A 23,280-nucleotide genomic window follows, 5' to 3' on the forward strand; every position below is an offset into this window, starting at 1 on the left:
AAGAAGTTATAATTTTCTTTTTTCTAACCAATCGTTAAGAATTCGATTAAATTCATCTGGATGTTCCATCATGGCTGCATGACCACATTTGTCAATCCAGAACAATTCAGAATTTGGTAAAAGCTCATTAAATTCGGTTGCAACTTCTGGAGGTGTAACAGAATCATTTTTTCCCCAAATAATGCCTACTGGTAAGTTCATTTTTGGTAGGTCTTTAGCCATATTATGCCTAATCGCACTTTTAGCAATAGCAAGAGTTTTGATAAGTTTGTTTCTGTCATTTACCGTTTCGTAAACTTCATCAACAATCTCCTTCGTCGCTACAGCAGGATCATAAAACACATCCTGTGCTTTTTTCTTAATAACCTCATAGTCACCGCGTTTGGTATAGCCTCCACCCATAGCGCTTTCATAAAGCCCAGAACTACCGGTAATGATGAGTGCTTTTACTTTTTCAGGATATAATTTTGTGTGATAGAGACCAATATGTCCACCAAGCGAATTTCCAAGTAAAATAACTTCGTCAAAGCCTTTAAAATCTATAAAGTCATGGAGGTATTTTGCAAAACTCTTAACATTGGTTTTAAGGAGAGACATTGTGTAAATAGGAAGCTCAGGAATTAAAATCTTATACCCTTTTTTACTAAAGAAATCGGTAACAGCATCAAAATTGCTCAAACCACCCATCAAACCATGAAGTACAATGATTGGTGTGCCTTCTCCAACTTCAATATATCTGTAATCTTTTTCCTCTTTTAATCGGTGCACCATCTATTCGTTAGTCATTTTGGTCAAAAACAAATATAGGTAATTCCGTTAAAAGAATTGCATATTATTTATTCAGGCCAATCTATAGTTTTATTTAAGATGTTAACAATAGAATTGGGATTTTAAAGTGAGATTTTAGTGTGCTGAATGTAAAGTTTTTACGGCCATTTAAATAGGGGTTTTAAGTACGAATTTAATGCTGAAATATAAATTTATTAACAAAAGTGGGATGATGTGGTAAATAGTGGTAAAATTTTCAATATATTTGAATCTCAATCGTTACTCATAGTAAATCAATCATTTTGAACCCTTTAATCGGAACATACGAGTGTAAAGTGGATGCCAAAGGAAGGCTCATGCTTCCTTCTGCTCTTAAGAAGCAGTTGCTTCCTATGATGCAAAATGGGTTCGTGTTGAAACGTGCGGTTTTTCAACCTTGTTTGGAGTTGTATCCAATGAACGAATGGGACGTATTGATGCAAAAAGTGAATAAACTCAATCGTTTTAAAAAGAAGAACAATGACTTTATTCGTCGTTTTACCGCTGGGTTAAAACAGATTGAGATTGATACTGCAGGACGATTATTAATTCCAAAAGATTTGGTGGCTTTTTCAGGTATTACAAAAGATATCGTTGTTGCGTCTGCAATCAATATCATTGAGATTTGGGATAAAGAAAATTATGAGAAAGCTATCGATGATGCAACTGGAGACTTTGCAGATTTAGCTGAAGAAGTTATGGGACAAGATGATGAAGATGGAATATCATAACCCAGTATTACTCACGGAGACGGTTGAAGGTTTAAATATAAAACCTGACGGAATTTATGTTGATGTCACCTTTGGAGGAGGAGGTCATAGTAAAGAAATATTAAAACAGTTAGGTCCTAACGGAAAGCTATTGGCTTTTGATCAAGATAAAGACGCTCTTTTAAATACAATCGATGATGAACGTTTTACATTAATTAATGAAAACTTTAGATACGTTAGGCGGTTTCTAAGATTTTATGGTGTAAAACAAGTTGATGGTGTTTTAGCAGATTTTGGAGTCTCATCACATCAATTTGATGTTGCAGAACGCGGATTTTCAACACGTTTTGAGGCTGATTTAGATATGAGAATGAATCAAGATGATAGCCTCTCTGCTTATCATGTAGTTAATGAGTATGACGAAGAGCAAATCAAGAACGTTTTGTTTCAGTATGGAGAGTTAAGACAAGCGCCATTAATGGCGAGCGTGATTATAGAAGAAAGAAAAAATGGTGAGATTAAAACGAGTGAGCAATTAAAAACTGCTCTCAAAAGATTTTTAAACCATAAAAAAGAAAATAAGGTATTGGCTCAAATCTATCAGGCTATTAGAATTGAAGTGAACCAAGAGATTGAGGCGTTGAAAGAATTTTTGCAACAGACACCAGATGTATTGGTTAAAGGAGGGCGATTAAGTATGATATCATACCACTCGCTAGAAGATAGATTAGTGAAGCGCTTTATACGAAACGGATTATTTGAAGGTGAACCCGAGCGTGATGTATTTGGAAATTTTGAAGTTCCGTTAAAAAAAGTTGGTGGTTTAATTGTCCCATCAAAAGAAGAAGTAGCTAAAAATAATAGAGCGCGAAGCGCGAAGCTTCGTATAGCTGAAAAGTTATGAGGAAAAATATTTACAGCGTATTAAGAGGTAAATTTTTAGTGAGTGATGACTCCTTTAAGAATTGGAGAATCATCATTTTTATTTCAGTATTAGCGATCATTATGATTGCGAGTTCGCATAGTGCAGACCAAAAAGTGTACGAGATTGCAAGACTAAAAAATGATGTTAAAGAGCTTAGATCAGCATTTGTTGACGGACGCTCGAAGTTGATGAGACTCAAAATGGAATCGTCAATTATAAATGAAGTTGAAGAAAAAGGAATCAAAATATCAGAGATTCCGCCCAAAAAGATAAAAGTAAAATCACAGAATTGATAACGTGGCAACAACCGATACTAACATATTAAACAGATTATATTTCGTGGCTGGCAGTATGTTTGTCTTCGCGCTTGCCGTCGTGTTTAAATTGTGTAGTATTCAGTTTATTCAAGGTGATGATTATAGAAGCCTAGCGCAAGAACGAACTATAAAAAACGTTGAAATTCCAGCAAATAGAGGTAATGTGTATTCTGCCGATGGCAGCTTGTTAGCTACATCGATTCCTAAGTATGATATTCGTATTGATGCGATTCAGCCTAAAGAAGAGACTTTTAATAAATACATTAAAGCATTAGGCGATTCTCTCGCAAACTACACAGGTAAATCGTCAAGTTTTCATCAAAATAGCATTAAGAAAGCGCGTGCAAACAAGAACCGTTATTTCCTTTTAGCTCGAAATATTAGCTATTCAGATTATATCAGATTACGAAATTTCCCAATGTTGGAGCTTGGTGCAATTCGAGGCGGACTCATTGTCGAGCAAACCACAAGACGAGAGCATCCAATGGGTGGAATTGCTGAACGAACCATTGGTTATGAGAAAATTGATGGCGACGGAAATGTAACCAGGCCAGGAATCGATGGTGCGTTTGGAATGAAATATTTACGTGGTACTAATGGCATGCGTTTAAAGCAAAAAATTGGTAATGGTCAATGGAAACCTATTGTGGATTATGACCAAATTGAACCTCAAGATGGTTATGATGTGTATACAACCATTGATGTTAATATTCAGGACATCGCTCATCATTCTCTATTAGGTCAATTAGAAAAGTATGAAGCAGATCATGGTTGTGCTGTGGTTATGGATGTGAAAACTGGAGAAATTAAAGCGATTTCGAATTTGGGTCGCAACAAAAATGGACACTATTATGAGCGTCTTAATTATGCCGTTGGTGAAAGTCATGAGCCTGGATCAACATTTAAAGTGATGGCTTTAATGGCTGCTTTAGAAGATAAAGTAATAGATACTTCAACAGTAGTCGATACTCAAAATGGCTCTAAGCGTTTCTATGGTAGAACCATTAGGGATTCTCGAGGTTATGGTAAAATTTCCGCAGCTCGAGCCTTGGAAGTGTCTTCAAATATTGGTTTAGCTACAATTATCGACGAAAATTATTCTAAACAACCAAAGAAGTTTATAAATCGAATAAAAAGCTGGAATCTCCATAATACACTTGGTGTTTCAATTATTGGTGAAGGGAAGCCTATTATACCTGAACCTGGAGATAAAATATGGAGCAAGAATGCGTTGCCTTCTATGGCTTATGGTTACAATATGCAAATGACGCCTTTGCAAACTTTGGCATTTTATAACGCGATTGCTAATGATGGTGAAATGGTAAAGCCTAGATTTATAAAAGCTGTTAAGGAGTTTAGTAGAGAGATTGAGGTCTTTGAAAAAGAAGTAATTAATCAGAAAATATGTTCTGATAAGACCTTAGGTGAGATTCGCGAAATATTGAAAAATGTTGTGATTCGAGGAACGGGAAGACGTATGTACTCCGAAAATTTCTCCATGGCTGGTAAAACAGGAACAGCAAGAACAGACTATAACGATTATGAAGAATGGTTGAAGGATAGGAAATATGTGTCTTCATTTGCAGGTTATTTTCCAGTAGATAATCCAAAATATTCTTGCATTGTCGTGATTCATCAACCAAGTACAAAAGTTGGTTTTTATGGTGCAGATGTATCAGGTCCCGTGTTTAAAAGAATTGCTCAAAAAATATATACAGAAACACCATTAATAGATGAAGTGGAGTCTTTAGAAATTGTCAACTCCAAAGTAGAAGAAGAATACGAATCTTTCTATACAATAGCTCAAACTTATAAAACCATAATGCCAAATGTAGTTGGTCTTCCAACCATGGATGCTTTGGCATTATTAGAAAATATGGGACTCAAAGTAAAAATGGAAGGTGTAGGAGTGGTGAAATCACAATCAATTACTAAAGGAAATAAAGTCAAACCAAATCAAGTCATCGTTTTAGGAACTTAATGCTACAATTAAAAGACATATTATACAAGGTTACTATTAATGCTGTTGCAGGAAGCACTGGTATAGATATCAATGGAGTGTATTTTGATTCTAGACAAGTTTCAAATGGTGATGTTTTTGTAGCAATAAAAGGGACTTTAGTTGATGGTCATGAATTTATTGAAACCGCTTTAGAAAATGGTGCAATTGCAATTGTTTGTGAAACATTGCCTTCTGAATTGAAAGATGGTATCACTTATATAGAGGTAGAAAGTGCAAGCCAAGCACTAGCATATATGGCTGCTAATTTTTATGAAAATCCTTCGGAAAATTTGCGATTGGTAGGTGTAACTGGTACTAACGGAAAGACAACTATTGCTACATTATTATATCATCTATTCAAAAAAGCGGGATTTAAAGTTGGTCTATTGTCTACGGTAAAAGTAATGATAGATAATACCGAATATAAAGCAACACACACGACTCCAGATTCATTAACCATCAATAAATACTTGAAAATGATGAACGACGAAGGTGTTGAATTTTGTTTTATGGAAGTGAGTTCACACGGAATTCATCAACATAGAACAGAAGGATTGCATTTTGAAGGCGGAATTTTCACAAACCTCTCACACGATCACTTAGATTACCATGAAACATTTGCTGAGTATCGTGATGTCAAGAAATCATTTTTTGATAAGCTTCCGAAGAGTGCTTTTGCATTGGTGAATATTGATGATAAAAATGGCTTAGTGATGCTTCAAAATACCCAAGCCAAAACATATACTTATGCACTAAAAACCTATGCAGATTATAAAGCACAAGTATTAGAAAATGAGTTTAGTGGATTACTATTAAAACTCAATGACAGTGAATTATGGACAAAACTTATCGGAAGTTTTAATGCTTATAATGTCACTGCGATTTATGGTACTGCAGAATTGTTAGGTCTGGAAAAAGTAGAGATACTAAGATTGATTAGCGAATTGGAAAGCGTTAGCGGTCGCTTTCAGTATCTCATTTCAGAAGAAAAAATTACGGCTATAATTGATTATGCACATACGCCTGATGCACTTAAAAATGTATTAGAAACTATAAATAGTATTCGTACAAATAATGAGCAACTCATTACAGTTGTCGGTTGTGGAGGTGATAGAGATAAAACAAAACGTCCTAAAATGGGGCATGTCGCTTCAGCTTTGAGTACAAAGGTCATTTTTACAAGTGATAATCCTAGAAGTGAACTTCCTGAAACTATTATAGAGGAAATCGAAAAAGGGGTTGAGCCTCAAAATTTTAAAAAAACAATGTCCATAGTTGATAGAAAGCAAGCTATTAAAACAGCTTGTCAACTAGCAAATTCTAATGATATCATTTTGATTGCTGGAAAAGGGCATGAAACCTATCAGGAAATTAAAGACGAACGCTTTGATTTTGATGATTATAAAATAGTACAAGAATTTTTAAAGCAATTACAAAAATGAGCATTTACAGAATACTCATATTAACAAAAATGTTTAATGGCAAATTACATCTGACCATTAGTGACATTATTAAATACCAGATAAAATAATATGTTGTATTACTTATTTGAATATTTAGAACAACAGTTTCAGTTTCCTGGAGCATCACTGTTTGGGTTTTTAACTTTTAGAGCTGCTATTGCTATTATTTTATCCTTATTGATTTCTACAATTTTTGGTAAACGAATCATTCGGTTTCTTCAAAAGCAACAAGTAGGTGAAACGATTCGTGATCTCGGACTTGAGGGCCAAGTTGAAAAAGCTGGAACACCAACAATGGGTGGAATCATCATCATTTTGGCTACGTTGATTCCTGTACTATTATTAGCAAAACTTGAAAACATATACATCATTCTTCTTATCGTCACAACAGTTTGGATGGGAATTATCGGGTTTATTGATGATTACATCAAGAAGTTCAAGAATAATAAAGATGGATTAAAAGGCCGCTTCAAAGTTCTGGGTCAAGTTGGTTTAGGAATTATCGTAGGGGCAACAATGTACTTTCATGAAGATGTCACTATGAAAGAAAAACTACCTGAAGAACAGCAAAAAGTGCTATTGGCAGAGAATCCAAATATTTCGCCTTCAAAGCTGTTTGAGGAAGAAGCTAAGTCAACAAAGACAACAATTCCATTCGTAAAAGGAAATGAATTTGACTATGCCGATTTAATCACATGGATTAATCCGGAATTGGGAAAATATGCTTGGATTATTTTCATTCTGGCGTCCATATTTATCATTGCAGCGGTTTCAAATGGTGCAAATCTCACCGATGGAATTGATGGATTAGCAGCTGGTACTTCAGCTATAATCGTGCTCACTTTAGGGGTTTTTGCATGGGTTTCTGGTAATATCATCTTTTCAGATTACTTAGATATCATGTACATCCCGAGAGTTGAAGAAATTACAATCTATATCGCTGCCTTCGTTGGAGCCCTAATAGGTTTTTTATGGTACAACACTTATCCAGCGCAAGTATTTATGGGAGATACTGGGAGCTTAACCATTGGAGGGATTATAGCAGTTATAGCTATTGCTGTTCGTAAAGAATGGCTTATTCCAGTGTTATGCGGAATATTTTTAGCGGAAAATTTATCAGTCGTGATGCAAGTCAGCTATTTCAAATACACAAGAAAGAAATTTGGTGAAGGTCGACGCATTTTTAAAATGGCGCCATTGCATCATCATTATCAGAAATCAGGATATCACGAAAGTAAAATAGTTACACGGTTTTGGATTATAGGAATCCTATTGGCGATTATTTCGATTGTGACATTGAAAATTAGATAGATGAAACGATTAGTGATTCTTGGAGGAGGAGAAAGTGGTGTAGGAACAGCACTTTTAGGAAAGGCAAAAGGATACGAAGTATTTGTTTCGGATAAGGGAAACATTAAAGAAAAGTACAAACAAGTTCTTATACATAATGAGATTGAATTTGAGGATGGTGAGCATTCTGAAGAACAGATTCTGAATGCCGATATCGTCATGAAGAGCCCGGGAATTCCTGATAAAGTAACTCTGGTAAAACAGATTAGAGCTCTAGGGATTACAGTGGTTTCTGAAATTGAATTTGCTGCAAAGTATACCGATGCAATTATAGTTGGGATTACTGGAAGTAATGGTAAAACAACAACAGCTAGCTTAACACATCACATATTACAACAAGATTTGAGTGTTGGTTTGTCAGGTAATATTGGAGATAGTTTTGCTAAGCAGATTTTAGAACAGGATTATCCAAATTACGTGTTGGAGATTAGTAGTTTCCAACTGGATGATATCATTGACTTCAAGCCACACATTGCGGTTTTAACCAATATCACACCAGATCATTTAGATAGATATGATTATCAATTTGAAAAGTACATCGCCTCAAAATTCAGGATTACAGAAAACCAAACTAAAGACGATTATTTCATTTATGATGGAGATGATGAGGTGATTTTACAATGGTTAGAAACGCATCCTGTTCAATCCACATTATTACCATTTTCATTAACAAAAATTATTGAAAATGGCGCGTATTTAGATAACGATAATATAAAAATAACAATAGATAACAACGAGATAATTATGCCAACAGCAAATTTAGCATTAGAGGGAAAACACAACATTAAAAATGCAATGGCTGCTTCGACAGTGGCACATTTACTGAAAATTAGAAAGCAAACTATTCGAGAGAGCTTAGAAAATTTTCAAGGTGTTGAGCATCGCTTGGAGCAAGTGCTAAAAATCAATAAAGTAGACTACATCAACGACTCTAAGGCAACTAACGTGAACGCAACATATTATGCTTTGGAAACTATGGATGCGCCTACAATTTGGATTGTTGGTGGAGTAGATAAAGGAAACAATTATCAAGAACTTTTTCAGTTTGTAAATGAAAAGGTAAAAGCAATTATATGCTTAGGCGTTGACAATGAAAAGTTGATGGAAAGTTTTGGTGGAATGGTTGACATTATTATCGAAACTCAATTTATGAGTGAAGCAGTTAAAATCGCTTATAAAGTTGCCGAAGCTGGAGACAGTGTGTTGTTGTCTCCTGCATGTGCAAGTTTTGATTTGTTTGAAAATTATGAAGATAGAGGTCGTCAATTTAAGGATGCAGTAAGAAACTTATAATATACCAAGTGCAAGCACTATTTAAAAACATAAAAGGAGATCGATTAATCTGGGCAATTGCGGCGTTATTGGCAATTTTCTCATTCCTACCTGTGTATAGTGCTGCTAGTAATTTGGCTTATGTTGGTGGTTCTGGAAATACCTTTGGGTTTTTTGTTAAGCATTTTATGCACCTGTTTTTAGGATTCGCAATTATGTACGGTGTACATAAGATTCCGTATCGCTATTTTAGAGGGTTGTCAATGGTAATGATTCCAATAGTTATCGTGTTGCTAGTTGTTACAATGCTTCAAGGAACTACGATTGATGGCGCAAATGCTAGTCGATGGATACAAATCCCTTTTGTTGGGATGTCCTTTCAAACATCAACATTAGCTGCGGTTGTATTAATGGTTTATGTAGCACGTTACTTGTCAAAAATTCAAGATAGAAAAGTCTCATTTGTAGAAACATTATTACCACTTTGGGCACCAGTATTTTTTATATTGATTCTCATTTTACCAGCAAATTTTTCTACAGCTGCGATTGTCTTTTTAATGGTGATGATGTTGGCCTTTATTGGAGGTTACCCACTAAAATACCTGGCAGTTGTTATTGGAAGTGGTATTGCTGGATTGGCACTTTTTGTATTGGTAGCAAAAGCATTTCCGGAGGCTATGCCAAATCGTATTGATACATGGATGAGTAGAATTGAGAATTTTGCAAATGGAGAAGATACCGAAGCCGATTATCAAATTGAAAATGCAAAAATAGCAATAGCATCTGGTGGGATTCAAGGAAAAGGACCAGGTAAGAGCACGCAGAAGAATGTATTGCCACAATCATCTTCAGATTTTATTTTCGCCATAATCATTGAAGAATATGGTTTGATTGGAGGGGTGTTTTTATTGGTTTTATATTCGTGGTTGCTGTTTCGAATTGTCATCGTATCTCAAAAATCAGATACCGTTTTTGGAAAGTTGCTAGTGTTAGGAGTTGGACTACCAATCATATTTCAGGCATTAATAAATATGGCAGTTGCTGTGGAGTTATTTCCCGTTACTGGACAAACTTTACCATTAATTAGTAGTGGAGGAACGTCTATTTGGATGACCTGTTTAGCCATAGGTATCATTTTAAGTGTCAGTGCAAAACGTGAGCTATTAAAAGAAAAAGAAATTAACGAGGATAACCCATTAGAAATTTTAAGTGAAACGATTTAATGAGTAACTACAAAATCATATTATCTGGAGGTGGAACAGGAGGACATATCTATCCTGCGATTGCTATTGCAGATGAATTAAAGTCTCGTTTTCCAGATGCTGAATTTTTGTTTGTTGGTGCTTCCGACCGAATGGAAATGGAAAAAGTACCTCAAGCGGGTTATGAGATTGAAGGGCTTTGGATTTCAGGAATTCAACGAAAACTAACCTTGAAGAATCTCATGTTCCCTTTTAAGCTGATTAGTAGCTTGCTGAAATCTCGCAAAATCATCAATACATTTCAACCTCATGTGGCTATTGGTACAGGTGGATTTGCAAGTGGACCCTTGCTAAAAACAGCAACATCTAAGGGTATTCCTAGTTTGATACAAGAACAAAATTCCTATCCAGGAATTACTAATAAGTTGTTGTCTACACAGGTAGATAAGATTTGTGTGGCCTATGAAGGCTTAGAAAAGTTCTTTCCGAAGGATAAAATAGTCCTCACAGGAAATCCGATTAGAAAGGATTTACTAAATATCGAGAATAAACATATTGAAGGTAAGGATGCGTTTACATTAATCCATAGTAAGCATACGCTTTTGGTTTTGGGCGGAAGCTTAGGTGCGAGACGTGTAAATCAACTTATTGAAGAAAAACTAGAATATTTCCAGTCTCAAAACATACAATTAATTTGGCAATGCGGAAAGCTGTACTATCAGCAATACAAACATTATAATGACTTAGAAAATGTGCAAGTCCATGCCTTTCTGAACAATATGGATATGGCATATGCTGCAGCAGATGTGATTATATCAAGAGCTGGGGCTAGTTCGGTTTCTGAACTTTGTGTGGTTGGGAAGCCTGTGATTTTTATCCCATCACCAAATGTAGCTGAAGATCACCAAACGAAGAACGCAAAAGCAATTGCCGATAAAGATGCAGCGATTTTGATTACAGAAAGTGATTTGGATGATGAATTTGAAAATCATTTTAATACGATAATGACGTCCTCAGAAAAAAGACAGACACTAGGACAAAACATAAAACAATTAGCATTAGTAAATGCAACTAAAGATATAGCAGACGAAGTTGAAAAATTGTTAAAACAGTAAATGAAATTAGAACACGCAAATAACGTTTATTTTATAGGTATTGGAGGTATTGGTATGTCTGCCTTAGCGCGTTATTTTGTAGCTAAAGGATTAACTGTAGGAGGTTATGATAAGACGAAAACTGAAATCACTGATACGCTAGTAAAATTAGGTGTTACAATTCATTTTGAAGATGATATCAAACATATTGATAATGTTTTTTTAGATCCTGAAGCAACACTTATTGTATATACACCTGCAATCCCGAATTCACACACCGAATTGATCTATTTTAAATCGAATGAATTCAACATATTAAAACGTTCTCAGGTCTTGGGTGAAATTACACGACAAACGTTTTGTTTAGCAGTTGCTGGTACTCACGGAAAAACGACAACTACAAGTATTCTCGGCCATTTAATGAATGTATGTGATGTTGAGGTGACGGCATTTTTAGGCGGAATTAGTGAGAACTATAATTCTAACTTAATTCTCAATGGAACAGAAGTTACTGTTGTAGAAGCCGATGAGTTTGACCGTTCGTTTTTAACCTTGTCTCCAGATTTTGCTTGCATTACTTCAATGGATCCAGATCATTTAGATATCTATGGAGATGCTTCAGAATTGATAAAATCTTTTGAAGATTTCTCAAAAAAAATAAAGCCAAACGGAAAACTGTTCGTCAAAAACGGATTGCCAATACAAGGAATTACCTATGGCATTGAAGACGATTCAGATTATTCAGTAAAAAACATAAAAATAATAAATGGTAGCTATGTATTTGATGTAAAAACACCAAATGCACTACTAGAAAATTTCAAATTTAACCTACCTGGTAGACACAATCTGTCGAATGCATTAATAGCCTTGGCGATGTCTGTAGAATATGGGCTCCCTCACCCGCAGCTCGCCAAAGCTTTAGCATCTTACAAAGGTGTGAAACGCAGATTTACCTATGAGATTAAAACTGATGATTTAGTATATATTGATGATTATGCGCATCATCCCGAAGAAATTAATGCCGTTCATCAAGCGGTGAGAGAAATGTATCCGGATAAAAAAGTATTGGCGATTTTTCAGCCACATTTATTTAGTAGGACACAGGATTTTGCAGATGATTTTGCTGAAAGTCTGTCACAATTTGATACAGTTTTCTTACTAGAGATTTATCCAGCAAGAGAATTGCCCATTGAAGGTGTTAATTCACAATGGTTATTAGACAAAATTCAGAACAAAAACAAAAGATTAGTTCAAAAATCTGAATTGATTGAAGCAATAAAAACAGAATACGCACCTGTAATTTTAACTATTGGTGCTGGTGATATTGGAGAAGAAGTTAAACATATTAAAAAAGCATTGAGCCTTGCGAGTTAATTATAACTACATAAAAGTTGCGTTTCTGCTAGTGTTAGTGGTGGTTTTGTGTGCGTTTTCATCTGTAAGAAATTCTGCTCGAAAAGTGGTTTCACCTGATATAAAATTTGTTGGAAGCGAGAACCTTTTCGTGACACATGAGACTGTTAGTAAATTGTTAATACTAAATCAAGAGACTGTAACAAACAAGCCTAAAGATATTATAGATTTGAATGAATTAGAATCTGCCCTAAACTCTAATCCAATGATTAAGCAGGCACAAGTGTTTATGAGTGTTGATGGTTTAATCACTGCTGAAATTGAACAAAAAAAACCTATTGCAAGAGTAAGCACAAATGCATCTTATTACATTGATGAGACTGGCTCGTTTATGCCTTTATCAACAAATTATACTGCACGCGTGCCTTTAGTTACTGGTTCTATTGAGAAGAATGAATTGGAAAATGTGCATGCAATTGCTAAGAAAGTTCAAGAAGATGATTTTTTACTAAAACATGTTGTAGAGATTCATCAAAACCAAGATAAAACAATTGATCTAAAATTTAGAGGTCATGATTTTAATATCCATTTAGGGACATTAGAATTATTAGAAAAAAAAATAAATAATCTTAAAGCTTTTTATAAAAAAGCGATGGAAGATAAAGTGCTAGATAATTATAAACTAGTGAATTTAAAGTTTGATAAACAAGTGATTTGCACCAAAAAGTAAATGATGGAGAATAATAAAATTTCAGTAGGGCTCGACATTGGAACCACAAAAATTGTGGCAATGATTGGTCGTAAAAATGAATATGGCAAAGCCGAAATTTTAGGGATTGGAAAATCCAAAAGTTTAGGAGTTCATAGAGGTGTGGTTAATAATATTACCCAGACTATTCAGTCGATTCAGCAAGCTGTTCAAGAAGCTGAGGCTGAAGCTGGACTAAAGATTGAAGAGGTAACTGTTGGTATTGCGGGACAGCATATTAGAAGTTTGCAACATAGCGATTATATCACTAGAGCAAATTCTGAGGTTGTTATAGATGAAGAAGATATTGATCGTTTAATTAATCAAGTTCACAAGTTAGTAATGCTTCCAGGTGAAGAAATTATTCATGTATTACCTCAAGAATTTAAAATTGACGGTCAAGCAGAAATTAAAGAACCTGTCGGAATGTATGGTGGACGACTAGAAGCTAATTTCCATGTTGTAGTTGGTCAAGTGTCATCGATTAGAAATATTGGACGTTGTGTTAAAAGTTCTGGTTTAGAGTTGGAAGGTATCACTTTAGAACCTTTAGCTTCAGCTAATGCAGTATTGAGTCAGGAAGAAAAAGAAGCGGGAGTTGCTTTGATTGATATTGGAGGAGGAACAACAGATTTAGCGGTATTTAAAGACGGTATTATTCGTCATACTGCAGTGATTCCTTTTGGAGGAAATGTTGTTACTGAAGATATCAAAGAAGGGTGTTCAATTATTGAAAAGCAAGCCGAATTATTGAAAATAAAATTTGGTTCTGCATGGCCTGGAGAAAATAAGGACAACGAGATTGTTTCTATTCCTGGGCTTAGAGGACGAGAGCCCAAAGAGATTACATTAAAAAACCTCTCTAAGATTATTCATGCTCGAGTGGTAGAAATTGTCGAGCAGGTCTATGTGGAGATTAAAAATTACGGTCACGAAGAACAAAAGAAGAAATTAATTGCCGGAATTGTATTAACAGGAGGTGGTAGCCAGTTAAAACATTTAAAGCAGTTGGTTGAGTATATCACTGGAATGGATACGAGAATAGGATATCCAAATGAACATCTAGCTGGAGATAGTGATGATGATATCGCAAGTCCGTTGTATGCAACGGCTGTGGGATTAGTGATGGATGGCTTGAAACGCCAGGAACGTAAACGTGTAGAGAAAGAAGTTGAAGAAATGCAGCACGCTGCGGCTGCTGAACATTCTGAAGATAATATTGTACAGGAGGAAGAAATTATTCAGCAACCAAAAAGGGAACGTAAATCTTTTTTAGACAAGTTAACAGAACGCGTTAAAGATTTTTTAGATAACGCAGAATAAATATATCATACATCTTCGATTGGGTAGGACTGTCGAAGATATTTGGGGAAATAAAGTATAATAAATACAGTAAAAGTAATTTTATGAGCAACAACAATGAGTTAGGCAACATTGCATTTGATTTACCAAAAAACCAATCAAACGTCATCAAAGTGATTGGAGTAGGTGGAGGTGGAAGTAATGCCATTAATCACATGTTTTTACAAGGGATTAAAGGTGTTGATTTTGTGATATGTAATACAGATGACCAAGCACTGCAAAACAGTGGTGTCCCGAACAAAATCCAATTAGGAGTTAATTTAACCGAAGGTTTAGGTGCAGGTGCAAATCCCGAAGTAGGAGAGCAAGCTGCATTAGAGAGTTTAGAAGATTTACGTCGCATGTTAGATACCAATACTAAAATGGTATTTATCACTGCAGGAATGGGTGGAGGAACCGGTACAGGTGCTGCGCCAATTATCGCTAAACTTGCAAAAGAATTGGATATTTTAACGGTTGGTATTGTGACGATGCCATTTCAGTTTGAAGGAAAAACAAGAAATGAACAAGCTCAAAAAGGTATTGAAACACTTCGTTCACATGTAGATTCATTGGTTGTTATCAATAATAACAAGCTTCGTGAAGTCTATGGTAATTTAGGCTTTAAAGCAGGTTTTTCAAAAGCCGATGAAGTATTATCGACTGCATCACGAGGCATCGCAGAAGTTATTACGCATCACTATACACAAAACATCGATTTACGCGATGCTAAAACTGTCTTAAGTAATAGCGGTACAGCAATCATGGGGTCTTCTACAGCGTCTGGAAAAACGAGAGCGCAGGAGGCTATCATGAAAGCGTTAGATTCGCCATTATTGAATGATAATAAAATTACTGGAGCTAAAAACGTACTGCTGCTTATCGTTTCTGGTTCTCAAGAAATTACTATTGATGAAATTGGAGAAATCAATGATCATATCCAAATTGAAGCTGGTCATGGTGCAAACATCATTATGGGTGTTGGTGAAGACGAGTCATTACAAGAGTCTATCTCTGTGACGATAATTGCTACAGGTTTTGATTTAGACCAGCAACATGAAATCTCAAATACAGAACAAAAGAAAGTGGTTCATGCCTTAGAAGATGATAGAAATGATGATGTAACTGTTAGAGAAAGTGGTCCAGCGATTATCACACCAGATATTATTTTAGAAAAGGAAGAAGAGAAAGCGCCTAAAGTTGTAATTCATACCTTAATGGATGATGAAGATAGTTTTAATGCGGTTACCGATAGTTTAGAAACCGATTTGATTACAACTACAGATATCATCAAAAGCATCAATGTAGTTTATGATGAAGTTTTGGACCATAAAATTGTTGAAGAAGAATTTATTATAACTCCAGTTCAAGAAAAGAGTGTTGAAGAAGTTGAAGAGGAGCAAATCACATTAACATTTGATTTACCATTATCTTTTGGAGCTTCGGAAGATGAAGTAGAACCCGAAAATGAAGTTCTAGAGGAGAAAACAGTTTTCACTTTGGATGAAGAGGTTAAGGACTTTGAAGTTAAAGAACATGTAGAGATTATTCCTGTAACCGAAGCAAATGAAAAAGGAGAAAAGCGTTATGCTTTGGATGATTTCATGACGTATGAGTCGGCAATGAATAATCAAGAAGCTAAGGTTAAGGTGCAACCAGAAGTTGAAGAGGAAATCGTATTTGAGAAAAAAGTGATAGAATCTGAAGTTAGGGAAACAGAGGTTGGAGAGGAAATAGATCCTATGAATAGTCCAATTTCTGAATTGTTAAAGGAAAGAGCTGATGAAAGACGACGTAAAATGAAAGATTTCAATTACAAGTTTAACACGGCCAAAATAGATGAAATTGAAAAAGAACCTGCATATAAAAGACAAGGTGTGAATTTAGAGGATGCACAGCATTCTTCGGAAACCAACGCTTCTAGAACATCCGTCTCTACTGATGAGAACGACGATATTCAATTGAGAAGTAATAATTCATTTTTACACGACAACGTAGATTAATAGCAAATTTAGTTTAGTGTTTCACACTTTGTTAAACCCGAAAAGTTGAGATAAACTTTTCGGGTTTTTTATGTTGTATTGTCCTTATAGATTACACAATAAACTACTAAGTTTTTTCATATCTTCGCATCTCAAATTAAATCACGGATTATGAGTTTACAAGATGAAGTAATGACTGCGATGAAAGCAGCAATGAAAGGGAAAGATCAAACAGCTTTAGCAGCATTAAGAGCTATTAAATCTGAGCTATTATTAGCTCAAACCTCAGGACAAGTCGGAGCTTTAACTGAAGAACAAGAGATAAAGATTTTATCTAAGTTGGTAAAGCAACGTAAAGATAGTGCTGCGATTTATTTAGAACAAGACAGAAAAGATTTAGCGCTTCCAGAGATTGATCAAGCAGAAGTGATTAGTCAATTTTTGCCAGAAGCTTTAAGTGAAGAGGAAATCGAGAAAGTGGTAGTCATGACTATAGACCAGATAGGTGCAGAAGGCATGAAAGATATGGGAAAAGTCATGGGAATCGTTAATAAGGAACTCGCTGGACAAGCGGATGGGAAAACAATTTCAAATATTGTAAAGGCAAAGTTGTCTTAAAATAATTAATAATAGATTCCTGCTTTAGCAGGAAGTAATGGCCTCGTAGTTCAATTGGATAGAATATCAGATTTCGGCTCTGGTGGTTGTAGGTTCGAGCCCTATCGAGGTCACGAATAAATAAAAAACCCAAACGTTAAATCAGGCTTGCTTGAATTTATAAGTTTGGGTTTTTTATTTTCAAAGCGGAGCTTTAAGAAAAGACGAGCGGAGATGGTCAATCCTGACAAAAAACCTTGTCTTTTTGGAAAGACGGATTGAAAGGAATTTATTCCTTGATATGTCATCTGACTAATGTTTCAAAAGATTGAGACTAAAAACTAACGCTAATACAAATTAATGTCAATTTATTTTAAAATTATTTTAGACCTTCAAGCTGATAAATTTTCCGAGGAAGGAAGGGTGTTTATGCAATATTTTTATGTTTTTTTACTGGTATTAATAATACCATTTATTGCATATAAGATCTTTAATTTCGTTGAAATGGCTTATGTCGAGTATGTCAAGAAAAGACTCTTTTTTAATCATGTTTATTTAAGAAAAAGAAAACTATCTAATGGTGAGAAATCTATCTTGAGAAGACATTTTAAGTTCTATGAGAGATTATCATTAAAGCACCAATATTACTTTGAACATAGGGTGTTCCAATTTATAAAAAGAACTGAATTTATTGGAAATGATATGGATGTCACAGATGAGATGAAAATCATCATATCTGCTACTTTGGTTAAGTTGACATTTGGCTTAAGGGATTATAAAATTAAATCTGTTGAGCGTGTTATTTGTTATCCAGAGGAGTTTTATTCACAAACCAATAAAGCTTATCATAAAGGAGAGTTTAATTTAGGTTTAAAGGCTTTGGTGTTTTCTTGGAAGGATGTGTTACATGGCTATGAGATAGAAGATGATAATCTTAACTTAGCCATACATGAATTTACACATGCGATTCATTTTTATTATATGAGTGTAAGACGACATAGCACTAGTGCAGCGATTTTTTTGGATGCTTTTGTAGAGTTAAGTCATTTGCTAGATAATGATGCCGAATTAAAATCTAAGTTGATAACCTCCCAGTTTTTACGAGAGTACGCATTTACTAATCAGTTTGAATTCTTATCTGTAATACTTGAAACATTTATTGAATCGCCCGAGTCTTTTAGAGTGCAGTTTCCAAACTTATATAAGAAAGTAAAGACTATGCTAGGTTTTAACTTTACGGGTTATTAAAAATAGGTCTTTTAAAAAGTGACTTTCCTCACAATAGGTTATTATTAAAAATTTTACCTTTATTCCTTTTGATAAGAAAAATACTTAAAGGCGAATCACTTGTTGAGGTCAATATAAAGTTAGGAAATACAAACCGAATAGAAAATCCGCCAGAATTTTCTTAAATAGGCTGGGACTAGCAATTAAATTTATTCGGTGTTGGCTGTCGTTTTTTAATGTCTTTTTCGCTTATTTCATTGGAATAAATCTTTATTTTGGATAAAGGTCTTTCTATTATTAAATAACTTACAGTAGCAAATACAATTGAAATTATAAAAAAGGTGTAAAATTTGAATTGAGTAGGAATCTCGGCCTGTTTTACATAGTTTAGAACGAGCATATGAAACAAGTAGAGACTAAAGCTAATTACACCAATGAATCTGAGAAATTTTAATTCCAAAACATATTTTATTATTCCTTTTCCATATTTTGCTGATAACAATATAATTCCCCAAAGAAAAGCGTAAGGAAAATAAAAAATGGGCGAATGAAAGTTAACTTTAAATCCAGAAATTTTCTCAAAGTAAAAAGGAATAGTAATTAAAATTAATGCAAATGCAATTAAACCTGTAATACTAAAAAGTTTTGGTTCAATATTATTTTTAAAATAGTTTTTAAATAGAAGTTCGTAAATTGAAATCATTGTACCTATAAGGAAAATTGGAAAATATTTAAAAGTTGATACTAAAGGTAGTTCAAAAACAACTTCTATTGCGATAGACGTTAGAATTAGCAAAATAAATACAAAAAATAACTTTACTGCGTTCCATTTGAGGAATTTATTGCAAAACCACATGATTAAAGGAGAAATCAAATAGTATTTAAACTCAACTGGTATGGACCAGAATATACTTTCTCCCCTGAGTAATGCCATATGTAGAGGAATATCAATAATTCTGTCAATAACAGTTTTTATTCCTGCTAAATTAAGTAATCCATGAAGTATCAATGCGATTACAAACAATGGATATATCCTTAGAAATCGTCTTAAAAAATAATTTTTCCAATAGCCAATAGAAGATTTTTTTGTCATAAAAGCTAAAGCAATTTGTCTGTCAAGTAAATATGCTGACAATACAAAAAATAAATAAACACCAACCTTACCCACTGCGTGAAAATCGAATGTTTTATGAATAAATATTTTGGTGTTACTTGAATGAGATAACAATACTAAAAGTACTGCAATTCCTCTAAGTCCATCTAGAGATTTAAAGTGCTGAGTTTTATTGTCGTTTGGAAAAAATAATTTATTGAATTTATCTTTTATCATTGTTTTAATTACTGGCAACTGAATATATGGCTACAAATATAAGGTTATCCCATTTTATTGTCTGGATAAGAGAACTTTTATATTGTTTTTATAGTTATTAAATACTTACAACAATTACATACGTAGTTCTATGTATCTTTCAGTTAATAAAGAATAAATTTAGACCATTGGATGCTTTTGTAGAGTTAAGTCATTTGCTAGATAATGATGCCGAATTAAAATCTAAGTTGATAACCTCTCAGTTTTTACGAGAGTACGCATTTACTAATCAGTTTGAATTCTTATCTGTAATACTTGAAACATTTATTGAATCGCCCGAGTCTTTTAGAACGCAGTTTCCAAACTTATATAAGAAAGTAAAGACCATGCTAGGTTTTAACTTTACGGGATACTAAAATTGGAATGTTGTAGTTTTCTGAAATTCAAAAAAAGCATAAAAAAACCCTAATATAAAATATTAGGGAATTAAGATTTTAAAAGTTGACTTACTATAATCTAAAAACAGCTTGTAAAAAATACTGCCAATGATTATTGTCAAATTGTTTACTGTCCGCATTAAATGCAAACTTACCAGTCCCTTGAATTCTGACACCAATAGTTCTAGTTGGGTTAATCCAAAACAAGGCTCCAAAAGAAACATTTGCAGAAGTATTGAACTCATCTATAGTAAAGATTCCTAAACCTGCAGAAGAATAAAGATCTACCCAATCAGCATCAAATAAGTAACTCGAATAGTACCATTTAAAACTTGTATTGGTTGAGAAATAAAGTATGTCTTCAGCTGCAATACCATTATCAATAAATTCCGTTGCTTCATAGCCATTGAAACTAAAATCTTGTTCAATTGATAAAAATTCAGTCCATCTATGTTCTATAGCAACGGCAAAAGGTTGTCTAAATGAAAACTCGTCTACACGCTTTAATGGGTTTTTAGTACCAAGATTTCCAAGTGCATTAAAACCAACACTTAATATCCATGGGTTCCGACTATTTCGATAAGCCTGCTTGCTCAAGGATGATTGCGCGCTAATTATTGCGCTAAATAAAAATATTGTTGCAACTATTATTTTTTTCATAATTAAGCTTTGCCAAAAATAGATAATTTGTTCAAATTAAGAAACAAAAAGAGTCTATCTTTTTTTTAGAAATTTATTTTTAAAAACATGAGATCTATAACTTTTATTGTAAATCATAAGCCATATTCTATTTTCTAAATTATGATAAATGAAATTTAGCTTGAAGGAGAATTTATGAAACCTATAATGTTTTATCCTAAACAGGTACCTTTTAGCTTTTTTTGTATGATTTATATGACTAAAAATTGCTTGAAATTTTGACAAATAATCATCGACATATTTATTGTTTGGAAGATTAGATTTTTTAGTTAGTTTTAGCGCTAAACTGTCATATAAATTTTTGAAATACCATTGTTTAAAACGGTAAGCATTGCCATTAACTTGAGATGTTAGGATATTACAAAGATTAAGGAAATAGTTATTTGGTATGCGAATCTTATCTTTCTCTAAGCTGTTCAGTAATAGTTCTTTTTCGTTTATAAGGTTTTTATAGTTGGCATTTAATACCGTTTTATGAAGTTCAACTGCAGCGATTTTATCAGGATTTATTTGTCTTGGTAAATGCCTGAAGTTTTTATTGTTGTAATTGAATTCAATAAGAGAAGTGTAGTTTGCTTCCTTAAGTAGGTTAAAAGCATCTTCAATTTGATCGTCTGATACTAAAATATCAATGTCACCAACCATTCTTTCTCCAAAATCATCATAATAGTTACCAACCAACATGGCTGTTCCTTTTAGTAGTGAATAACTAATATTGTTTTTACTGAAAATCGCAGCAATAATTTTTACTTCTTTAATTATCTTAAGGTTTCTATTTCTATTTATCGATGTTAACTCTTTTATATATAAGGTCAAATCATCGGGTATAGAACTCACTAATTGTTTTTGTTCTAATCTGCAATAGCATGTAGTTAAAACCAGTTGATTACTGGAAATTTCCACAAATTTATTCCAATCGATTGTGCCAGAATCTAGCTTTTTTCTTAAAGATTCATTAGAACTCTCAAAGCTTAATATTTCTGCAATTAACTGTAATGTGTCCTTGTATGTATGTTTTTTTGAAGACAATCTTAGATGTTTAACATTTCAAAAGTAAGCAAACAAATGCCTAAACCTCAAATAGTGCTTTAAATTTAGAAATTGCAAAATCATTATCGCTATAGCAAAGTTCATAACATTGGAGATGTTCTAGCCAGTTTAGGAACTTGAGTGAATGGGTTTCGTTTGGTGAAATCCAGGACTCTGGAATTAGGGTTTCTAATATGTTTTCTACGGGAATTTGCTTTAATTGAGATGGTTTGGAGCTATCAAAATTAACAATTACAATTTTATGACAAGGAAAATTTGATGCAGATGTACTAAATTTAGTACTTGGCGGTAGATATTTTAAGTTGACTTTTTTAGGGCCATTTTTATGGATTTTTAGTGTTTCAAAGTTTTCCATGGATGCTTCTAAAATTCCAAAAGCTCCTTTTTTAATTGAAATTGCTGCCGGATATCTATAGATATGCATATCCGCATAAAGTGGTGAAAAGTCGTCAGCCAATACATCTAAGCCATTTGACATTAATAGTGCAGATAGCGTGCTTTTACCGTTGCCTGAATCTCCAATAATCATTATGGATTCAGAATTATGACTTACAGTCGACGCATGAAATGTTGCAACCCAATTGTCTATATGCGTATTGTGGATTGAATTAGTGAGTTCTAAAGCAAATTTGCCTTGAAGAAAATGAAACGATTTGGTATTGTAGCTTCCAATATGACTTTTATTTTTGAATAAATGTAAACTATCGGATGTTTTGAAAATATCAAATTCTGCAATAGCATCAGATATTTTATCTACTGTATGATGCTCAATTTGCGGATGAATTAAACTTTCAATTAAAGCAGTTTCAAAGTTAATTCTAATGATTTTTCCATCAAAATCGTAAGATCGTTCGATATTGGTTTTAGGGATTTCAAGCTTATCATTCAATGTAATATCCACGATAGCTAGGGTATTTGCATCTTCTAGAAAGTTTGAGATTTCAGAAAAAATTTCTTTACACTTTTCATTTTCAATCTGCAGGGTTTCGTATAAAGTGTCTATAAATTCGGCTTTACCTTTAACATTTAAAAATAAGAGGACAAGGGTATATACATTTGCAGAAACAACGATATACTTATTCGAACTTTGAAACCACATAACTATGGTTTCATTTATGTTGTGAATATACTTCGGAGATAAACCCGTTTTCAAAATAGAGTAAAATTAGTCAAAAGGATTTCCTCCTGGATCTGGTGGAGAAGACGCTTGTGCCTTCTTAGGGTTAAGAATAAGAAATGTACCAACAGCAGTAAGTGCAGCGTACTTGCCCATTTTTTTTATGGCTTCTTTACGAGTAATTTGGTCTTGAGGACTATTTCTTTTCATTATGCATTATAATAGAGGCAAAAATAATAAAATATTATTATTTAAGTCGTTAATTTACTTTAATTCGA

Annotated in this window: 22 protein-coding genes and 1 tRNA gene; 17 read left to right on the forward strand and 6 right to left on the reverse strand. The window is 33.8% G+C overall.

Annotation, left to right across the window (positions count from 1 at the left end):
• Positions 1-6: 6 nt before the first annotated feature.
• Positions 7-771 carry an alpha/beta fold hydrolase gene (locus V7719_RS02180; RefSeq protein ID WP_335728215.1) on the reverse strand — a complete coding sequence of 255 codons (765 nt, stop codon included), beginning with the start codon at positions 769-771 and terminating at the stop codon, positions 7-9.
• Positions 772-1,070: 299 nt separating this feature from the next.
• Here V7719_RS02180 and mraZ point away from each other — a divergent pair, with 299 nt between their 5' ends.
• The 16 genes from mraZ (at position 1,071) to V7719_RS02260 (ending at position 18,411) form a co-directional block, all read left to right on the forward strand.
• Complete coding sequence (mraZ, locus tag V7719_RS02185; RefSeq protein WP_335728216.1) at positions 1,071-1,538, forward strand: division/cell wall cluster transcriptional repressor MraZ; 468 nt, start codon at positions 1,071-1,073, stop codon at positions 1,536-1,538.
• Complete coding sequence (gene rsmH / locus V7719_RS02190; protein WP_335728217.1) at positions 1,525-2,421, forward strand: 16S rRNA (cytosine(1402)-N(4))-methyltransferase RsmH; 897 nt, start codon at positions 1,525-1,527, stop codon at positions 2,419-2,421. The genes mraZ and rsmH overlap by 14 nt, the downstream gene beginning before the upstream one ends.
• Positions 2,418-2,735, forward strand: a complete 318-nt coding sequence (locus V7719_RS02195; protein ID WP_335728218.1) for an FtsL-like putative cell division protein — start codon at positions 2,418-2,420, stop codon at positions 2,733-2,735. The genes rsmH and V7719_RS02195 overlap by 4 nt, the downstream gene beginning before the upstream one ends.
• Positions 2,736-2,793: 58 nt before the next feature.
• The gene (locus V7719_RS02200) at positions 2,794-4,740 is read left to right on the forward strand and encodes a penicillin-binding protein (protein WP_335728512.1); all 1,947 of its coding nucleotides are present in this window, start codon (positions 2,794-2,796) and stop codon (positions 4,738-4,740) included.
• Entirely contained in the window at positions 4,740-6,203 is a 1,464-nt protein-coding gene (locus V7719_RS02205) for a UDP-N-acetylmuramoyl-L-alanyl-D-glutamate--2,6-diaminopimelate ligase (protein ID WP_335728219.1), read from the forward strand. Before V7719_RS02200 ends, V7719_RS02205 begins: the two co-directional genes overlap by 1 nt.
• A 90-nt stretch (positions 6,204-6,293) precedes the next feature.
• Positions 6,294-7,535, forward strand: coding sequence for a phospho-N-acetylmuramoyl-pentapeptide-transferase (gene mraY, locus V7719_RS02210; RefSeq protein ID WP_335728220.1), 1,242 nt, complete (start codon positions 6,294-6,296; stop codon positions 7,533-7,535).
• Positions 7,536-8,867 carry a UDP-N-acetylmuramoyl-L-alanine--D-glutamate ligase gene (murD, locus tag V7719_RS02215; RefSeq protein ID WP_335728221.1) on the forward strand — a complete coding sequence of 444 codons (1,332 nt, stop codon included), beginning with the start codon at positions 7,536-7,538 and terminating at the stop codon, positions 8,865-8,867.
• Positions 8,868-8,875: 8 nt separating this feature from the next.
• Entirely contained in the window at positions 8,876-10,069 is a 1,194-nt protein-coding gene (locus tag V7719_RS02220) for an FtsW/RodA/SpoVE family cell cycle protein (RefSeq protein WP_335728222.1), read from the forward strand.
• Complete coding sequence (murG, locus tag V7719_RS02225) at positions 10,069-11,163, forward strand: undecaprenyldiphospho-muramoylpentapeptide beta-N-acetylglucosaminyltransferase (RefSeq protein WP_335728223.1); 1,095 nt, start codon at positions 10,069-10,071, stop codon at positions 11,161-11,163. The genes V7719_RS02220 and murG overlap by 1 nt, the downstream gene beginning before the upstream one ends.
• Positions 11,164-12,516, forward strand: a complete 1,353-nt coding sequence (murC, locus tag V7719_RS02230; protein ID WP_335728224.1) for a UDP-N-acetylmuramate--L-alanine ligase — start codon at positions 11,164-11,166, stop codon at positions 12,514-12,516. It abuts the gene before it with no gap.
• Complete coding sequence (locus tag V7719_RS02235; RefSeq protein ID WP_335728225.1) at positions 12,506-13,225, forward strand: cell division protein FtsQ/DivIB; 720 nt, start codon at positions 12,506-12,508, stop codon at positions 13,223-13,225. The genes murC and V7719_RS02235 overlap by 11 nt, the downstream gene beginning before the upstream one ends.
• Before the next feature lie 3 nt (positions 13,226-13,228).
• Positions 13,229-14,566, forward strand: coding sequence for a cell division protein FtsA (gene ftsA, locus V7719_RS02240; protein ID WP_335728226.1), 1,338 nt, complete (start codon positions 13,229-13,231; stop codon positions 14,564-14,566).
• Between the two features lie 83 nt (positions 14,567-14,649).
• Entirely contained in the window at positions 14,650-16,587 is a 1,938-nt protein-coding gene (gene ftsZ, locus V7719_RS02245; RefSeq protein WP_335728227.1) for a cell division protein FtsZ, read from the forward strand.
• A gap of 150 nt (positions 16,588-16,737) precedes the next feature.
• The gene (locus tag V7719_RS02250; protein ID WP_335728228.1) at positions 16,738-17,184 is read left to right on the forward strand and encodes a GatB/YqeY domain-containing protein; all 447 of its coding nucleotides are present in this window, start codon (positions 16,738-16,740) and stop codon (positions 17,182-17,184) included.
• 39 nt (positions 17,185-17,223) lie between these two features.
• A tRNA-Arg gene (locus V7719_RS02255) sits at positions 17,224-17,297 on the forward strand.
• Between the two features lie 226 nt (positions 17,298-17,523).
• Positions 17,524-18,411: a zinc-dependent peptidase gene (locus V7719_RS02260; protein WP_335728229.1), complete on the forward strand. Its 888-nt coding sequence runs from the start codon at positions 17,524-17,526 to the stop codon at positions 18,409-18,411.
• A 175-nt stretch (positions 18,412-18,586) separates the two neighbouring features.
• Here the strand turns inward: V7719_RS02260 and V7719_RS02265 are convergent, their stop codons facing one another.
• The gene (locus V7719_RS02265; RefSeq protein ID WP_335728230.1) at positions 18,587-19,720 is read right to left on the reverse strand and encodes an acyltransferase family protein; all 1,134 of its coding nucleotides are present in this window, start codon (positions 19,718-19,720) and stop codon (positions 18,587-18,589) included.
• Between the two features lie 167 nt (positions 19,721-19,887).
• Between V7719_RS02265 and V7719_RS02270 the strand changes: the two genes are divergently transcribed.
• Entirely contained in the window at positions 19,888-20,115 is a 228-nt protein-coding gene (locus V7719_RS02270) for a zinc-dependent peptidase (protein WP_335728231.1), read from the forward strand.
• Between the two features lie 93 nt (positions 20,116-20,208).
• Here the strand turns inward: V7719_RS02270 and V7719_RS02275 are convergent, their stop codons facing one another.
• The 4 genes from V7719_RS02275 to V7719_RS02290 are packed head-to-tail and all read right to left on the reverse strand — an operon-like array spanning position 20,209 to position 23,212.
• Positions 20,209-20,796: a hypothetical protein gene (locus V7719_RS02275; protein ID WP_335728232.1), complete on the reverse strand. Its 588-nt coding sequence runs from the start codon at positions 20,794-20,796 to the stop codon at positions 20,209-20,211.
• 54 nt (positions 20,797-20,850) lie between these two features.
• On the reverse strand, positions 20,851-21,864 hold the full coding sequence (locus V7719_RS02280) for a nucleotidyltransferase family protein (protein WP_335728233.1): 1,014 nt from the start codon (positions 21,862-21,864) through the stop codon (positions 20,851-20,853).
• A 40-nt stretch (positions 21,865-21,904) separates the two neighbouring features.
• Positions 21,905-23,038 (reverse strand): hypothetical protein, encoded by a 1,134-nt coding sequence (locus tag V7719_RS02285; protein WP_335728234.1) that lies wholly within the window; start codon positions 23,036-23,038, stop codon positions 21,905-21,907.
• Between the two features lie 12 nt (positions 23,039-23,050).
• A complete protein-coding gene (locus V7719_RS02290; protein ID WP_335728235.1) occupies positions 23,051-23,212 on the reverse strand; it encodes a hypothetical protein in 162 nt (53 codons plus the stop codon).
• Positions 23,213-23,280: the final 68 nt, after the last annotated feature.

This window comes from Psychroserpens sp. (assembly GCF_036960315.1).
Lineage (GTDB): Bacteria > Bacteroidota > Bacteroidia > Flavobacteriales > Flavobacteriaceae > Psychroserpens.

What these genes read in the sequence shown, in the direction of transcription:
- V7719_RS02195 (WP_335728218.1), top strand. Translation starts at nt 2,418, where the DNA reads ATGAGGAAAAATATTTACAGCGTATTAAGAGGTAAATTTTTAGTGAGT.
- murG (WP_335728223.1), top strand. Translation starts at nt 10,069, where the DNA reads ATGAGTAACTACAAAATCATATTATCTGGAGGTGGAACAGGAGGACAT.
- mraY (WP_335728220.1), top strand. Translation starts at nt 6,294, where the DNA reads ATGTTGTATTACTTATTTGAATATTTAGAACAACAGTTTCAGTTTCCT.
- ftsA (WP_335728226.1), top strand. Translation starts at nt 13,229, where the DNA reads ATGGAGAATAATAAAATTTCAGTAGGGCTCGACATTGGAACCACAAAA.
- V7719_RS02265 (WP_335728230.1), bottom strand. Translation starts at nt 19,720, where the DNA reads ATGATAAAAGATAAATTCAATAAATTATTTTTTCCAAACGACAATAAA.
- V7719_RS02260 (WP_335728229.1), top strand. Translation starts at nt 17,524, where the DNA reads ATGTCAATTTATTTTAAAATTATTTTAGACCTTCAAGCTGATAAATTT.
- V7719_RS02275 (WP_335728232.1), bottom strand. Translation starts at nt 20,796, where the DNA reads ATGAAAAAAATAATAGTTGCAACAATATTTTTATTTAGCGCAATAATT.
- murC (WP_335728224.1), top strand. Translation starts at nt 11,164, where the DNA reads ATGAAATTAGAACACGCAAATAACGTTTATTTTATAGGTATTGGAGGT.
- murD (WP_335728221.1), top strand. Translation starts at nt 7,536, where the DNA reads ATGAAACGATTAGTGATTCTTGGAGGAGGAGAAAGTGGTGTAGGAACA.
- rsmH (WP_335728217.1), top strand. Translation starts at nt 1,525, where the DNA reads ATGGAATATCATAACCCAGTATTACTCACGGAGACGGTTGAAGGTTTA.
- ftsZ (WP_335728227.1), top strand. Translation starts at nt 14,650, where the DNA reads ATGAGCAACAACAATGAGTTAGGCAACATTGCATTTGATTTACCAAAA.
- V7719_RS02250 (WP_335728228.1), top strand. Translation starts at nt 16,738, where the DNA reads ATGAGTTTACAAGATGAAGTAATGACTGCGATGAAAGCAGCAATGAAA.
- V7719_RS02200 (WP_335728512.1), top strand. Translation starts at nt 2,794, where the DNA reads ATGTTTGTCTTCGCGCTTGCCGTCGTGTTTAAATTGTGTAGTATTCAG.
- V7719_RS02180 (WP_335728215.1), bottom strand. Translation starts at nt 771, where the DNA reads ATGGTGCACCGATTAAAAGAGGAAAAAGATTACAGATATATTGAAGTT.
- V7719_RS02290 (WP_335728235.1), bottom strand. Translation starts at nt 23,212, where the DNA reads ATGAAAAGAAATAGTCCTCAAGACCAAATTACTCGTAAAGAAGCCATA.
- V7719_RS02205 (WP_335728219.1), top strand. Translation starts at nt 4,740, where the DNA reads ATGCTACAATTAAAAGACATATTATACAAGGTTACTATTAATGCTGTT.